General features: G+C 42.1%; 10 protein-coding genes. 6 read left to right on the top strand and 4 right to left on the bottom strand.

Annotation, left to right across the window (positions count from 1 at the left end; genetic code table 11):
- The 4 genes from ABDW16_RS30245 to ABDW16_RS30230 form a co-directional block, all read left to right on the top strand.
- A partial coding sequence (locus ABDW16_RS30245; protein ID WP_343675080.1) for an RHS repeat-associated core domain-containing protein occupies positions 1-4,647 on the top strand: 4,647 nt, incomplete at its 5' end.
- 4 nt (positions 4,648-4,651) lie between these two features.
- Positions 4,652-5,071 carry a hypothetical protein gene (locus ABDW16_RS30240; protein WP_343675078.1) on the top strand — a complete coding sequence of 140 codons (420 nt, stop codon included), beginning with the start codon at positions 4,652-4,654 and terminating at the stop codon, positions 5,069-5,071.
- Between the two features lie 597 nt (positions 5,072-5,668).
- Positions 5,669-6,040, top strand: a complete 372-nt coding sequence (locus tag ABDW16_RS30235) for a DUF5071 domain-containing protein (RefSeq protein ID WP_343675076.1) — start codon at positions 5,669-5,671, stop codon at positions 6,038-6,040.
- 452 nt (positions 6,041-6,492) lie between these two features.
- A complete protein-coding gene (locus ABDW16_RS30230; RefSeq protein WP_343675074.1) occupies positions 6,493-7,032 on the top strand; it encodes a hypothetical protein in 540 nt (179 codons plus the stop codon).
- Here ABDW16_RS30230 and ABDW16_RS30225 read toward each other — a convergent pair.
- On the bottom strand, positions 7,022-8,212 hold the full coding sequence (locus ABDW16_RS30225) for an FAD-dependent monooxygenase (protein ID WP_343675072.1): 1,191 nt from the start codon (positions 8,210-8,212) through the stop codon (positions 7,022-7,024). The two genes, ABDW16_RS30230 and ABDW16_RS30225, sit on opposite strands and share 11 nt — an antisense overlap.
- A 239-nt stretch (positions 8,213-8,451) precedes the next feature.
- Here ABDW16_RS30225 and ABDW16_RS30220 point away from each other — a divergent pair, with 239 nt between their 5' ends.
- Positions 8,452-9,042, top strand: coding sequence for a DUF1801 domain-containing protein (locus tag ABDW16_RS30220; protein ID WP_343675070.1), 591 nt, complete (start codon positions 8,452-8,454; stop codon positions 9,040-9,042).
- A 259-nt stretch (positions 9,043-9,301) separates the two neighbouring features.
- On the opposite strand, the gene ABDW16_RS30215 is transcribed toward ABDW16_RS30220, so the two are convergent.
- Together ABDW16_RS30215 and ABDW16_RS30210 are read right to left on the bottom strand one after the other, a co-directional pair.
- Positions 9,302-10,717, bottom strand: a complete 1,416-nt coding sequence (locus tag ABDW16_RS30215) for a SusD/RagB family nutrient-binding outer membrane lipoprotein (RefSeq protein WP_343675068.1) — start codon at positions 10,715-10,717, stop codon at positions 9,302-9,304.
- Between the two features lie 16 nt (positions 10,718-10,733).
- Entirely contained in the window at positions 10,734-13,988 is a 3,255-nt protein-coding gene (locus ABDW16_RS30210) for a SusC/RagA family TonB-linked outer membrane protein (protein WP_343675066.1), read from the bottom strand.
- Positions 13,989-14,673: 685 nt separating this feature from the next.
- Here ABDW16_RS30210 and ABDW16_RS30205 point away from each other — a divergent pair.
- Positions 14,674-15,630, top strand: coding sequence for a family 43 glycosylhydrolase (locus ABDW16_RS30205; RefSeq protein ID WP_343675065.1), 957 nt, complete (start codon positions 14,674-14,676; stop codon positions 15,628-15,630).
- A 17-nt stretch (positions 15,631-15,647) separates the two neighbouring features.
- Here the strand turns inward: ABDW16_RS30205 and ABDW16_RS30200 are convergent.
- Positions 15,648-16,257: hypothetical protein (locus tag ABDW16_RS30200; RefSeq protein WP_343675063.1), on the bottom strand; the 610-nt coding region annotated here is incomplete at its 5' end.

Raw genomic sequence — 16,257 nt, 5'->3', positions numbered from 1 at the left:
TTTATAGTCAAAATAAATAAAGAGGGCGCTATTAGCTGGAGCAAAGCGCTGTACCTTGGTTATGACCTGACGGGTCAGGATATTATTCAGACGACAGACGGTGGTTATGCATTAGGTGTAAGGTACAATACAGCTGCCGGTGGTAAGGTAGAATGTGTATTGGCTGCGCTGGATAGTACCGGCGGCGCGAAATGGGGACGTATTTTGAGTTTGGTATCTGGTCAGGCTAATGAGGGGATGTCTATAGTGCAGAACGGAGATTCGCTGGTGGTGGTCGGCTGTTCAAGTGCCAACCTGTTTGGAGGCACTGTATTTAATATGTGGATTACGAAACTGAATATATCCACAGGTGTGGTGTTGCGTACAAATTATTATGCAAAGAACAGGCCTTCATCAGCAGAAGGGAATTATTCAGCTCAGTTGTATAAAACGTCTTACGGTTATTTATTCAACATGACAGCTACAAATCCTGCGACTACGGCCAGAACCGATTCAAATATCGTGGTAGGTGTCAATGATGCGGGCAATGTAATATTTGCGAAGCAGTTTAGTAATCCGTTTGATGTAAATGCGACTCAATGGATGCCTGTTGTGCCTACAAATGATGGTGGCATTATGACTATTCAGAATTTTGGTACGAGTCCGGCACAGGTAGTATGGCAAAAGTTGAATGCTAAGAGAGAATTGTCATGGTCTGAATTAGTGAATACAGATTCAGCAACTGATCTGCATGCTATGATCCAGCGTACAGATGGAAGTTTTGCCGCAGTTGGTACTTACGGTAAGTACGGTTTGTTAATGTTGACGAGGTCGTCAGAGAAGATAGCATGTAATGATAGTTTGTTTATAAACGATTCAAGAGATATACCATTAGATACAAACTCCACGAGGAGTTGGGGGCGTAATGATGATATCATGACTTCTGTAGCGCCTAATATTTATAGTATTACTCCATTAGTGACAGATCTTACTGGAACTACCACGCATGGATCCATTAGCTGTACCTATGGCAGTTGCTATACATTGCATGACGGACCATTATTATGTGGAAATGCATCACCGGTATTTTCCAGTGTGACACTTGATTCCACAAATAGCTGTACGGATGCAGAGAACTATGCTATCATGAATGGTACAGACCAGTATAATGCATATATAGATTCCCTCTCCGGCAACTTTGCCAAAGAATACCTAGATACGGCCCTGGCAGGTGGACAGCGTGAAATATTCACGCTGACTTATACCAGTAGCGAATATCATTATACCTTATATTACTATGACCAGGCTGGTGATCTTATTAAGACGATACCACCTGCTGGAGTAGTGATAGATCGTTCTGACGCCTGGGCAAATAAAGTAAGAGCAGCCCGTGCTAACCGTCAACTGCTGGCACCACCACATACAATGGCGACACAGTATAGGTATAATGCATTGAAAAAGGTAGTTGCAGAATTAACACCAGATAGAGGAATAACCAAATACTGGTACGATCGTTTAGGTAGATTGGTGCTGGCACAGGATGCCAAACAAATTTTACAGAATAAGTATTTATATACCACCTATGACGCTCTCGGACGTATAGTGGAGAGAGGAGAACTTACCAGTGAAGCTGGTATGTCCGATCTGATCAGTCGTGATACACTTCAGTTAGCTACATGGCTGGCTAATGCCAGTTCATCTCGCAGGGAAATTATTCATACGAACTTTGATGAGCCTTATGGGGCATTAGATGCTGAGTATCTGGTGCCTACCAACTTAAGGAACAGGATATCCTGGATTGCATTATTTAATGATGCGGCATCTCAGGAAACAATGGATTTTTCAACAGCTACTTATTATAGTTATGATATCCAGGGAAATGTAAAAGCGAATTTGCAGGATTATAAACAGGGCAATATGTCCCTTTACCTGAACCGTTTTAAGAAGATTGTATATACATATGATCTGATTAGCGGAAAACTGAAATGCCTGGCTTATCAACCTGGATTGAAGGATGCATTCTATCATCGTTACACATATGATGCCCTCAACAGGATCATAAATGTAGAAACAAGCCGTGATAGCGTTTATTGGGAGAATGATGCTTACTATCAGTACTATAAACATGGTGATCTGGCGAGGATGGTAATTGGCCAGGAGCAGGTACAGGGTTTAGACTTTGCTTATAATATGCAGGGTATGTTAAAGGGCGAAAATAGCACCACGCTGGCGCCCGGGTTCGATATAGGAGGTGATGGTGCAAGTGGCAGCCAGGTGGCTAAAGATGCCTATGGATTTTCACTGAACTATTTTGGTGACAGGGATTATCAACCTATCGGAAATGTAAAGCCGTTCGCATCTCCGACTAACCTGAAACCATTATTTAACAGTTATGTGGCGGGTGTAAGTCAGAATATAGGATCAATTGGCAATCCATTGGAATACCATTATAATTATGATGTATTGCTTCGCCTTACTGCTATGAATACGTCTAAAGGATTAGTAGAAAGTACAAATAGCTGGCAACCTGAAGTATTGAATGACTTCAGTGAAAAAGTTAAGTATGATCCAAATGGTAACATCCTTCAGTACCTCCGTAATGGTAACCATACCTTCGCCGGAGCTGGTATTGTAATGGATTCATTGAAATATACTTACCGGCCAGGTACTAATAAGCTGGATTTCATTTATGACACTGTTAGTACGAAACGCTACAACAATGATCTTGACGCGCAGTTAACCGGTAACTATCAATATGATTCTATTGGCAATCTGATAGCAGATAAAGGTGCAGGTTTAGTCAATGTCGAATGGAATGCAAATGGTAAAATTGCCAAAATAAAAAAATCAGATAGTACAGCAATTACATTTGCATACGACGTATTTGGCAATCGTATCATGAAAAGTGTAAATGGAGTAGAGACATGGTATGTGCGGGAACCTACAGGAAAGGTATTAAGCGTCTATAAGGTAGGAGATAGCACGATAAATAGTGGTGCATTAAGCCAGACAGAAGTAAACCTCTATGGAAGTGATAGGTTAGGTATGCAGACGCTTAACCAGGATGTACAGCATGCAAGTACCGCATCGCAGATTACGTTGACAGGTCTTGGAGCTGGAACCGATTTGAGTTTTACAAGAGGTAAAAAGATCTTTGAACTGAAAAATCATATTCAAAATGTCACTGTGACAGTTTCGGACAGAAAAGTTGGCATTTCTACAGATAATGTTCTGATAGATCACTACGAGGCGTATGTTTTATCTGCTCAGGAATATTATCCTTTCGGTATGCTAATGCCGGGTAGAGGAAGAACAATTAAATTAAAGGATGCATCATTGGATACTGACACTGATCCAGCAGATAATACTCCTACAACGTTGACAATCAGTAGTCGTGCTAATAACGATCCTGCAGAATATGTTGCGAAGGAAAGTATTACCTTTGAAAGCGAATTCGTAAGTGGTGATGGAGATAACTTTACTGCTTATCTTGTTCCTGGTTATGGCGATGGTAGTAAGGGAGGGGTAAATGCGGTTACGGATCAGGTTATTGGTTACCGCTATGGATTTAATGGTAAGGAAAATGATGATGAAATAAAGGGCGAAGGTAACCAGCAGGATTATGGGTTGAGAATTTATGATCCAAGAGTAGGCCGTTTCCTGAGTGAAGATCCATTAGGGAAAGATTACCCTTATTATTCTCCATTCCAGTTTAGTGGAAACTCACCTATCAGTTGTATTGATCTGGATGGTGGTGAACCCATCGGCTATATGCGTGAGTTAGTGATGCTTAAAAAAGGGATTAGTAGATGGGGATATCAATGGTTTGTGGTGAAGGATATTGATGGTAAGGTTTATACCATTATGAATAATAGGAATGATCCTAGCAGATGGTATTCCTGGAAAGGGATTAAAGATCATGAAGACAAATTATATAATGACGGAGATTATAAAAAGCCAGGTGGATATGGCGGGTATTGGCAGGAATATAATACCGCAGAGGATAAATTTGTAGATAGAATGAGTACTTTCTCTGATGGTTTCGGTAAAGCATTTGCCGGTACATTGGTTGTAGGTGCTTCGGCAATAACTATCGCTGAATTTGTTGGTACGGAAGAGCTTGCGATGGCGGGGCGGCACATTAAAAAGGCTGGTCAGTTGTTGGGGAAAGCTGGTGAATGGTTATTTAAGCCGCAAGTGGGTGGTATGGCTTTTGCAAATGGAGTTGCTGATTTATCATATCAATTGTTATGGCAAAAAACCAAAGATGGACCAGTTGACCTATCAAAGATTAATATAATGGAAGTGGCATCTTATACTTTCATTTCTAATCCGCTTGGGGCAAGCATAATGGCTGGAACTTCTTCACTTTCATTTACTAAAGACTATAAATTTCAGTTTAGTGCCTTGCAGGGTAAGGCGACGGATATCTATCAGGGTATAGTACTGAATACAATTGGCGCGACTATTGGAGGTTCAATAGGTAACGGATTGAATGCTGCGGCAAGACCAATAGCAGATCTTACTGAGGAGTTATTGCATATAACTATAGGAGCTATGAACGGCAGTGGTATAACTAGCGCCTTTAGCGTATCATGGGAAGATTATAAAAAATCAAGCAGCAAAGAGCAAACAAATACCTCAACATCTGATAACTCAAATCCATAAACCAATGAGATTTTTGAAAATTATTGACAAAATAGACCATGGACGTTCAGCAATAATTGCCCCTATTGTAATTATAGTCTTATTGGGGGCTTTATGCAGTTATTTAGGTGCACCGTACAGAAATAGGTTGTATAATAATAAAGTATTTACAACTTGTGAAATTTATGACTACGGGATAATTGCCAGGTCAGTAGGTACCAGTTTTTCCTGCCGCTTTTATGTTGATGGTGAAAAATATGTTTTTTCAGAAGATGTGCGTGAGATAGCAATGAGAAATGCAGATGTATTTTTAGGGAAAAGTTTTCCTGTTGTTTACGAAAAGGGGAATCCGTCTAACTTCAGAATGTTAATGTTGCCGGAAGATTTTCAAAAATTTGATATGCCGTATCCAGATAGTTTGAACTGGGTCAGGAAATATTTCTAGCGTCAAAAAAAAAGGCCTTGATGACTAAATCATCAAGGCCTTTCTGATTGTGCGCCCTGCATGGTCATAAACTTGGAGGTGCAAGTCCTATACGGGCCCTGATAGTGGGAACCGTTAGCTGAACGACAAGGGTGTCCACGTTGTTTCAAAAAGCGTGTTATAGGGCTTGATATTTATATTGCTGCCAATGAACGTGGGTCAAAAGGTGCGTGTCAATCATCAGAACTGAACAATTTACGATGGGTGATTATAATGCAAATGGTCATTTCCTTCTTAGGGAGCAGTACAAAAAGGGGGGGTATTATTGATACCTGGTCAACCCTGATTGTGAAAATTTTCAATATTATTATGACGAGAATCATGCTATGGCATTACTAGATGCTTTTTCCTCCAGTGCGTTACTTATTACTTTTGTAGTGTTTCTTTTACCGATTGCAATAGTATTTGTCATTTTAAATCTATTGCTGAAGAATAAATTCGCAGAAGAAAGGAAGACAATCTTCCTTTTAATAGGGATTTGTTTTTTAAGTATTCTTTTCTTTTGGCTACACTATTCTATAACCGGTAAAGGGCATTTTAATTGAAAATAACCCGGATATGAAAAAATATATTCCCAAGGCAAAAGACGATCTTCAGGCCATTAGCATTTTGGAAGAGTTACCATTTGAAGAAGTACGTATGGATGTGACCAGACTATTAGAATGGGTGCAGGATCTCCGCTGGCATGTGTCAAGACCAATTGGTGAATATTTAGCACCACATGTTAATGAGATCAAAGACGAATTATTACAGGTCTTTTCAACAAATGATTATGAGTGGAAGTTTAGTATCATGGCTGGTTTGATAAAACAGGCGCCTATGAAACTGGATGAGGAACTGGAAGTGGTGATCAAAAGAATGAGGGATAATCCCACGCAGAGAGAAGAGGATGCCGATTTGAAGTGGATTGCTGAGAAGATATTAAATTAATGAAAGCTGATAATACGACATCAGCTTTCATGAACATAGAATAATAAAAACGGTACGCCTATAGTGTACCATTTTTTTTCAATTGCAATCTGATAGTATGCAGCGATTCTTTTTTTTACAGCCTTTTTTTTAAATTTCCTGCCAACAGGCACCCAAAACCACAAGCGAGGCCCCCGTGCAATACTCCCCCAAAAGAGGAGAGCTCTATACCAGCTGAATTGTCAGCCCTGCCATCCCAAAGTCTATCATACACAGCTGCGCAAATGTTGGATTCAATTAATTCACCCCAGCATCCAACCCGGTTTCCCAACCTGAATACTGTAGATATGCATTACCTGAAAGAATATCCCGACCCTTCAACAGGAAACCAGTAACTTTGCCTGTATTAGCATTTTACGAAAATCATCTTCTTTATTCTTCTACAAACTGAAACGATGACTTTACGATTTAATATGACTGTTCAATGTAGGATGACAGCCGAATTCCAGCAAGGGGGAAAGATCATTAAAGCCCACCATAGTTCCCCACATGGAGATAAATTCCAGGAACTGTTAAATGAGTTTTTTATTATTTACAACGCGGGTAAAACAGGTGCCCCATACGCTTTTGAATTGAAATGGAACGATGACCGTGCCGATTACTTATGGTCCGTATCAAAAGACACCGATATAGAAGTAGAGATAACCGAATTATCTCCAACCGGCGAATCTTATAAAGAACAACTCATTAAGCACACCTTTTCATTTGAGGAGTTATTTAACACTATTTACATCTCCCTCAGTGAAATGCTGAAAGCATTTGGATTCATTGGTTACAAAACCAACTGGGAGGCAGGGAATTTTCCTATCTATGAATACCTTATTTTAAAATCAGAGAATTACAACCTTGAATTACAAAAAGTAAACTTTGCAGATGTTTCCGACGATCAGGAAGATCCATACTGGAGAAGAAAAGTCTCACCTGCTGACGAACTGAGATTGATCACGCTATAACAGGCTCCAAACCCCCATACTCCCTCATCTCAATCGAATTCGCCACCTTCCCCGGCATCTCCACTATCATATTCCTCCACGGCGTATATGGCAGCACCTTCCACATCTGCTGACTCATCCAATGCTTAAACCTCGTCGCAGGCACAAACCAATCCACCCCATCCGCCATTCCCTGACACCTCTCCACAAACCCTCTCATCTCCGTTTCATAATTTTCAAAAGCTGTCTCATAATCATGATGCAATAATTCCCCCGCCAGTATATACGCGCCCATCACCGCTGCACTCGTTCCCATACCAGTCATAGGTGAAGGACAATGTGCCGCATCTCCAATCAGTGCTATCCTGCCTTTCGACCAGCGATCCATTTTTATCTGGCTCACGGAGTCGAAATAAAAATCATCTGATTGTTCCATATAATCCAGGAGTTGCGGCACATGCCAGGGAGTGTTCTCAAATACCTGCCTGATAATTGCCTTTTGTTTGTGGATGTTCTTCCGATCGTAGTAGAATGGAGCGGAGGTAAAATAAAAACTCGCCTTAGCTTCTTTACCATCTTTAGCGCCAAAGATACCAACACGTTTTCCGGGTTCAGAATAGTAATAACCGTCCATGCCTACATTGGCAAAGTTTGGAACCGTGAAAATGGCAATATAAATACCTAAAAATGAGGTAAACTTCCGCTCATGTCCAAAAGCCAGTGAACGTACTTTGGAATGTAATCCATCTGCGCCAACCACCAGGTCATAATAGGCGGGTGGATGGTGTTTGAATGTCACCTGTACACCGTCTCTGTCTTCATTTAAGGTAGCGATGGAATCGTTGAATATATAATTGACGTTGTCTTTTGTTTTGTGGTACAATACATTTACCAGGTCTCCCCGCATGATTTCCAGTTCACCGCTGGTAAAGCCATCCGGGAAGCTAGCAATCTTCCTGTTGTTTTTATTCACCAGGGTAATCTTCCCCGACCTGGTTTCATGTTTTTTGATATCGTCCAGCAGGTCCATTTTTTCCAATACTTTCAATACGGTTCCTCTGAAATCAACTGCATAGCCTCCTGTTCTTACAGCTGGGGCCTGCTCAACGATGGTTACCTGCCATCCGTATTTGCTCAGCCACCAGCCAAGCACGGGACCAGCGATGCTGGCGCCGGAGATGAGTATGTGTTTTGGTTTCATGGTGTGAAAGTAGCGGAGATAGGAGTGGGGGACAATCCCGTTTAGGTAAAGGCAGGCTTAAATGCCGGTAAATGGCATTTTGGGCCCGGCGAAATATTTAGGATAGCTAATTTTGTCAGGACAAATTCAGTCAGAAGCAAACGCAGGAAACATTGAATAACGTAGGCTGGGCCATTATCACATTAAATCAGGAAACTAAACAATAAGTTTGTATCGTATATTTACATAAACATATTGTCATGGCCACCATCAATACCCCTGATGAATTCTTCGCGCACCTTTCCCAATGGAAAGAAGAACTGCTTGCATTACGCAAGATCCTACTCAAAACCGGCCTGGAAGAAACTTTCAAATGGGGCAAACCCACCTACACGGCCAATGGTAAAAACATCGTAGGCATCAGTGATTTCAAATCCTACTGCGGACTCTGGTTTTTTCAGGGTGCATTATTAGAAGACAAGGCTAAGGTATTGATCAATGCCCAGGAAGGCACAAAAGCCATGCGCTCTATGCGATTCTCTTCAAAAAAAGACATAGATGAGAAACTGATCAAAGCCTACGTAGCGGAAGCTGTCGCCAATGAGGCCAAAGGCATCAAAATTACCGCTGACAAGAACAAACCGTTGATCATACCAAAGGAATTACAAGACCTGCTGGATACCAACCCCGCACTCAAAGAGAAATTCGCGGCTTTCAATAAAACCAGCCAACGGGATTTTGCAGAACACATCGCCACCGCAAAACAGGAAAAAACCAAACAGGTAAGACTGGAAAAAATAACCGCCCTCATTGAACAAGGTATCGGCTTGCATGATAAATATAAACGCTAAATTCTTTTGAATAAAAGTTTCCTTCATCCTAATGAAGACGTTTATGAATACCCCAACCGTTCAGTGCAGCGTACCTGTAAAAAACGTTGTGATTACAGCACGTATGACTACGGTTCAAAATGATAGTAATGCAGAGGACAGCACGTAATCTGGAAATAGCCTGGAATTGCAAAACCGGAATACCCCCACAAAGAACAGTCCCGCCACGACTGGCAGGACTGATTCCATCTTTTCGTCATTTTATCTAAATCGAACTGCGTTATTCCTTATCCCACCACATCCTCGCTACATCCGTATTCCCGCCATCCAGCCGCTCCACCGCAATCGCAAGGTTATCAGGATTCGTCGTCGCCTCTGATGTCGCATACTTAAATCGCCTGGGTATCTCCCCACTCTCATTCGCCGCATTGACTGAAGGCGTTAACGCCGGGTACCCCGTCTTCCGCCATATATTCCATCCATACAACCCGTTTGGATACACCGCTATAAACTGCTGTATCGCTATCTTTTCCACATTATCACTCCCCAGTGCAACACCCTCCTGCGCTAAATATTCACCCGGTATATCCTCTCCCCAATAATCAAAGGACAACTGGATACCCGTAGCATACAAACTCGCCACACTCTCCGTCGTCCAACCCAGGTTCGCCGCCTCTGCCCGAACCAGCGTAATATATGCTGCTGATATCAACACTATCGGACTTGTCTCCAACCTTAAATCACCCCGTAATATTCTCGCATAATTCGTATGCTCCGCCGTCCAGTTCACAATCTCTGTTCTCGTTACTCCATAAGGCAATCCCACGGCAGACGATGTCGTATCCCCCACAATCGTCGTCGCACCACCAAATGCATGCTGACGTGTATCTCCTAACGATGCCATCAGATCTGTCATCGTTTCACTCTCCCCATAATCTGAACGGGAATAATATGCCTGGTACCAAAGATTCTGATAAGCATCCCCCGGATAAACAATCGTGAAATTCTCCTCATTGGTAGATATATACCCGCCTGCATTACTAAGCGCTGTATTAAAAGCCGTCGCCGCCAATCCATTCGCATCCGGGTAGCGCTTCGATAATTGTATCGTTGCCAGCATAATAATAGAGTTACCTACCCGCTTCCATGCATCAGGATCACCATCAAATGCAATATCCCCATCAATGGCCGATGCATCAATAGAATCTACAGCACTTCTGATCGTACTGATGATACCATTATAAATATCCTCCTGCTTATCGTACGCCGGCTTGGTATTCGCATCACCCTGCAATGCTTCGCTATAAGGTACATCCCCCCAGTTATTCGTAATATACAAATAATAATACTGTTGCAGTATCTTAGCTACCTGCACCATATTATTAGTAGTAGTACCTGCATAACCCATTCGGATGATCTGCTGCAGATAATTCAGATAAGCGGAATAATACCCGGTAAAAGATGAGGAGTTGTCTGCATAAAAACAAGTACCCGGATATTGGGACTCCATTGCATACTGTACATAAATTCCCGCAGTAGTATTAGTTGATGCAGTATACGCCAGCGTATAAGTCAGAAAACCACCTGCATCTCCTGTATTCACTGCCGTAGGGTTTTCGTTCGTATCTCCGAAATCCTTTATTTTACTACAGGAAAACAAACCGGCTATCAATAAACAATATATATACTTTCCCATTGTTGTCGATTTAGAATTAAAAGTTCAGTGTCAGATTCATACCATAACTTCTACTACCAGGAAGGTTAGCAGATTCCCCATACACATTGGAAATTTCTGAAGGATCAAAGTCTCCACCCGTCTTGCTATACAGCAACCATAAGTTACGGGCCACCAACGATACATTGGCGCCGGTAAATGCCTTGTCTAATCCCAGTTTTTTCAATGGCACATTATAACCAACAGAAATTTCACGCAGCTTCACAAATGTCAGGTCATATACGAAATCATTAAAGATGTGATTATTGTACATGTTCTGATAGTAGGTATGTGTATCTAAATAAGTATCGATTGCTACACCATCAGATGTATACCCCTTCAAACGCATACCTCCGCCATCTGCCACAGCATCCCTTTTCGGTTTCCCTCTGTCATTCAGCCCGGCAGTTCTCGCTGTCAGACCACTGAAAGTTCCCCATACTTCAGATAAAGAAACAAATTTGCCCCCCAACTGCCAGTCTATATTAAAGCTGAGTGTAAAGTTCTTCATGATCGTAAATGAGTTCTGTACACCACCTGTATGTGTCGGCAAAACACTTCCATAATTGTAGGTCGCATTATTTACAAATGAAGTTCCACTGGCATTTACCAACGGACGGCCTTTGGCATCATAAGCTTTACCGCCACCAATCAATTGTCCCCAGCGCTTACCTGCCACATGGTACAGCGAGGGGAAGCTGGTACTCCATACTGTACCCTGACTAGCCGTTTGATTAATATTGTATTCCTTACTGATTTCCACCACGTCATTTTTGATCAGTGGAGACCAGTTAGAAGTCAGGTACCATTTGAAATTATTTGTAGACACCGGTATCACGTTCAAACTAAATTCCATCCCGCTTCGTTCAATAGAACCTATATTCGTCAACATAGACACATATCCGCTGGCGCCATTAATGGTAACTGTATAAGGAAATTCCTTATCCTTTGTTTTGAAATAAGTACCGGCAATGGTGATCCTGTCTTTCAGAAAGCCCAGATCCATTCCCACTTCAAATGACTGCGAAGCAGCTCCATGAATCTTTGAATCTACCAGTGCCGCATTCGTATACATCAGCAGATTGCCATTCCATTTGTTATTCAGAATACCATATAATGATCCCGGATACCTGTAAGCACCAAATGTCTCACTGGTAGTCCCCAATGCTTTGGGTACTTCTCCCCATGATGCCCTTATCTTACCATAATTAATGAATGGTAACAGTTGCTTAGTAAATTCAGAAAATACAAATGAGCCCCCGATAGACTTAGAGAATACACTGTTATCATCAGCCGGTAGCGTACTGAAATAGTCATTTCTTGCAGTCGCATTCAGAAACAGGAAGTTCTTATATCCCAGGTTCAGGTTGCCGAAAAATGCACGGTACTTTTCTTCTGCCCTGCCGTTTCCAGTTGTGGCAGTGTTGACAGAGTTGCTGATGCTGTAAAGATTATAGATGGATAACCCTCCATTCGTAGCGGCATAGTTTGTTTTAATGAGGTACTTGTAAAAGTCAGCACCTGCCATCGCATTGATGGAGAAATCATTGATCTGCTTATTGTAACTGCCCTGCAGTTCAATATTTCGCCTGTTATTATTTTCGCTATAAGTATAATAATAACCTACCTCTCCCGTTTGTCCACCACTCATAGCCAGATCTGAGCTACGCATATTTTCTACCCAGAGTATCTCCTGTTGTTTACGGTAGGTAGCTGTAAATTTCAGGTCCTTATTCACCTCGTAAGTAAAGGAAGCATTGCCAAAAAAACGATCTGTATTTTTATTGTAATTAACATTGTTCAGATAGGTATAAGGGTTATACCAGTAGTTACCGGAATAGAAATTATCCGGATCTGAAGCACTATAAGATGTGGGATTCAGGTGATTCCAGCTGGCATATACCCCATTATCCGTTTTCAGGTTTTGCAGTTCCTTCATGATACCAATATCCAGGTCCCTGTGAAACCATTGGTTAAAACTTCCTGTCGTAGCATTAGCATAACCATCATTCACTTCACCAAAAAGAAAAGTATTATCGTAGGTAATATTAGCTGATACCGAAAAATGGTTATTAATGGCATAGGTACCAGTCGCGTTCAGGTTGTTGCGTTTTTGATATTGCGTAGGCACCATTCCTTTGATGTACTGGTTTTCATAAGCCAGTTTAAAGTTTAGCTTATCGCTGTTGTTCGAAAAGGAGACACTGTTATTTGCAGTAGTCCCTTTGTTAAAAAAGTGCTTTGCATTGTTCGGCTGTGGTGTAAGGCGTGCAGTCTTATAGGAATACTTAGTGCCGCCATACCATGCATACCACGGAATATATTCCTGCCCGCTCATCTTTGGACCCCAACTGGCATCATCAGCATAGTCATGATAATACTTGCCATCCAGCGCCTGCCATTCTGCCGGTTGCCCCGTAGTATAATGGTATTGAATCAGCGTATCGGAAGATCCACCAGCATATTCATCCTGATAACGCGGCAAATTCATCACATTGTCTACCTGGATTCCCATATTCACCTGTACGCCAACCCCATTACCCTTAGCACCTTTTTTCATAGTAATCACTACCGCGCCATTCGCACCTCTTGAGCCATACAAGGCGCCGGCTGCAGGACCTTGCAGAATGCTCACATCCTGTATCTCGTCCTGGTTGATACTATTGATGTTTGTAATAATTGTACCGTCAACGATGTAAATGGGTGAATTGTCTGAACCGGTTGAAAAACCTGTAATACCTCTTAGCCGGATGGAGGCATTCGATCCTAGTTTGGCGGCAGACTGGCTCCTGACCTGCAAACCAGCCACCTTACCTGCCAGTGCATTACTAAAATCGCTTTGCCGGATCGTGTTAATCTGTTCACCGGTTACTACCTGTGCATTGTAAGAAGTAGACCGTTTAGATTGTTGTGTACCATAAGCACCCGTTACAAGAATCTCTGACAGGTCACTGGCAGAGGGCTTCATCACGACGGTGAGTTGTGTAGCCGCTGTGATCTCAATATTTTCCGTTTTAAAACCGACACTGCGTAAGACTAATGCTTTAGCCTTCGCAGGCACACTGATTGAAAATGTGCCATCCGGACCAGTAACTGTACCAAATGATGTTCCGGCCACACCAACGGTGATTCCCGGTAATGGTGCATCATCAATACCGACTACTTTTCCGGTGATTTTTCTGGTGTCCTGGGCTGCGAGGAAACTGAGTTTCCAAAGAAAGATCAAAAGGAGACAGGGTAATTTTCCTTTCATAATTGTCTGAATTTAGATTTTGGTTTGAAAAAAAGAACCTGAGTAGATGTTGGCAATAAAATCCCCTCCGCGATTTAAGATGAGAATCGCAGTAACTAAAAAAGCATCACAATAAGGCGCGTTGCCGCGTCTCTTTCAATAGTTGATTTACATTTTTTTAAATACGGATTTGCCTATACCCGGTCAGCATGGGTATAGTTAATGACACTTATTCGCATGTGATTGAATAACAAAATAACAGGATCATCATTTCGCCGATTTGGTTGACATTTACGTTTTATTCAAATGATAAGTTCAATAGTTCGAGTACTATACCGGGAAAAAAACAAGTGCCTCTTGTGCTGATATAAAAATAATAAAACCAAAGTTTCCTTGTTTATAAAAGTCAAATTTTGAGAAGATTTAGATAAAATACGGGCAATCAATCTTACGAACGAGGGCCATCATGTTATATAATTTTCTATGGCTTTTCTGGCAAGAACTTCAGTCCCACAGGGCCATTGGTTAATTGATGAATCTCCGGTCTTTTTATGCATAATGCAGCGACTGTTACCCTGTAAACTTGTATATTCAGTATTAAATAGCACCGGTGGCTGTTGCATTGATGTAACCATTGCTCGTATTGTCCTCACTATGATGCGAATTGTATTTATATGTATATTTGTCTTAATGACATTTATAACTCATGAGACTATTATTTACCTGTACGCTGCTCGCATTTGTAGCTACCCTGCATGCGCAGATCCATCCCGGTGCCACCTGGCCTGATAACAATGGCAATCATATCCAGGCACACGGCGGCGGCATCATCAGGATCAAAGATACTTACTATTGGTACGGCGAAGAAAGACGGCAGGGGCTGGATACCAGCTATCGCTATGTAAGCTGTTATGCAAGTAAAGACCTGATGCACTGGAATTTTAAAGGCGATGTGTTAAAGCTGTCTGACCCTGAAAAACTCGGCCATCACTGGGTACTGGAAAGACCTAAAGTGTATTATAATAAAAAGTCTAAGAAGTACGTCATGTACTTTCACCTCGATAGCCGTGATTATAAATTTGCCCGTGTAGGGATTGCAGTGAGCAATAAACCCGATGGCAATTATGCTTACGTAAAGAGCTTTCGTCCGCTGGGGTTTGAAAGCCGTGATATCGGGCAGTTCATCGATGATGATGGTACAGCGTATATTGTATTTGAAGACAGACCTAATGGTTTCCACATTGCAAAGTTGTCGGACGATTATATGAATGTGGAAAAGGACATGAGTTTGGTAAAAGCACCTATGGAAGGCGGGGCGATCGTGCATTATAAAGGACTGTATTATTCCATTGGTTCCCGGCTCACAGGCTGGAATCCTAATCCCAATAAATATGCTACTGCACCGACTTTAGAAGGCCCGTGGACGGAGTTCAAAGATATTGCACCACCTGAGAAGAATACATATGGTTCCCAATCTACGATGTTGTTGAAAGTAGATACCACGGTGATCTTTATGGGCGATATATGGAAACCCAAAGAGCAATGGAATTCCGCCTACCTTTGGATGCCATTGCAGATAGGTGATGGAAAGCTGTTTCTGCCGGAGCCTGCGCCCTGGATGATTGATGTAAAGACAGGGGCGTGGAAAAGGTTAAATGAATAACCGATACTCAAATGAAATTATTTAAGAATCTGGTGTAGCAACACCTCCTTTACCGTTTCATTTCCGGGCAAATCTACCGCCACAACTATCACTTTGCCGCCAGGCGGCAGACTGGCTGCCTTATAATACCAGTCCACGCCATTCCGGCCTAAAACAGCCTTGCCTTTTTCCTGTATGCTGCCAGCAGCATCCACTACCCGTACCTGCACTTCTGCTACCCTGAATTCATCTTTTGCAGTCACTACCACAGTTTCTTCTTCGAACTGAATATTCTGCACTTCAGGAGACCGATAAGCATCCTTCATCGCCATATTATAAGCATTCTGCCCCGGCCCAGCCAGTGACTTATAATAAGCCTTCAGCTCCGGATCTTCCAGGATCACCACCGCATAAGCCGCCGCCACCCGCATCTTATACCGCGCTTCCAGCTGCTTCTTCGTCGGCTTTTTCTTAGACGGGCCGCGTTTCTTCGCCATAATTATCTGCCCGTTCCTTTCGTAAATCGTGATCTGATCGCCCAGCGAACCACGGACGAGTTGGAGGAGTATATTGTCTTTAACAATAGCCATAAAATCAGTTTTGGGGTTTATAAGATCAATATTAATGATCTTACCCAAACCATAGTGA

This window comes from Chitinophaga sp., assembly GCF_039596135.1.
Classification (GTDB): domain Bacteria; phylum Bacteroidota; class Bacteroidia; order Chitinophagales; family Chitinophagaceae; genus Chitinophaga.
Note: the sequence above shows the minus strand (reverse complement) of the source record. Positions and strands in the feature narration are given on the sequence as shown.

What these genes read in the sequence shown, in the direction of transcription:
- ABDW16_RS30240 (WP_343675078.1), top strand. Translation starts at nt 4,652, where the DNA reads ATGAGATTTTTGAAAATTATTGACAAAATAGACCATGGACGTTCAGCA.
- ABDW16_RS30235 (WP_343675076.1), top strand. Translation starts at nt 5,669, where the DNA reads ATGAAAAAATATATTCCCAAGGCAAAAGACGATCTTCAGGCCATTAGC.
- ABDW16_RS30230 (WP_343675074.1), top strand. Translation starts at nt 6,493, where the DNA reads ATGACTGTTCAATGTAGGATGACAGCCGAATTCCAGCAAGGGGGAAAG.
- ABDW16_RS30225 (WP_343675072.1), bottom strand. Translation starts at nt 8,212, where the DNA reads ATGAAACCAAAACACATACTCATCTCCGGCGCCAGCATCGCTGGTCCC.
- ABDW16_RS30220 (WP_343675070.1), top strand. Translation starts at nt 8,452, where the DNA reads ATGGCCACCATCAATACCCCTGATGAATTCTTCGCGCACCTTTCCCAA.
- ABDW16_RS30215 (WP_343675068.1), bottom strand. Translation starts at nt 10,717, where the DNA reads ATGGGAAAGTATATATATTGTTTATTGATAGCCGGTTTGTTTTCCTGT.
- ABDW16_RS30210 (WP_343675066.1), bottom strand. Translation starts at nt 13,988, where the DNA reads ATGAAAGGAAAATTACCCTGTCTCCTTTTGATCTTTCTTTGGAAACTC.
- ABDW16_RS30205 (WP_343675065.1), top strand. Translation starts at nt 14,674, where the DNA reads ATGAGACTATTATTTACCTGTACGCTGCTCGCATTTGTAGCTACCCTG.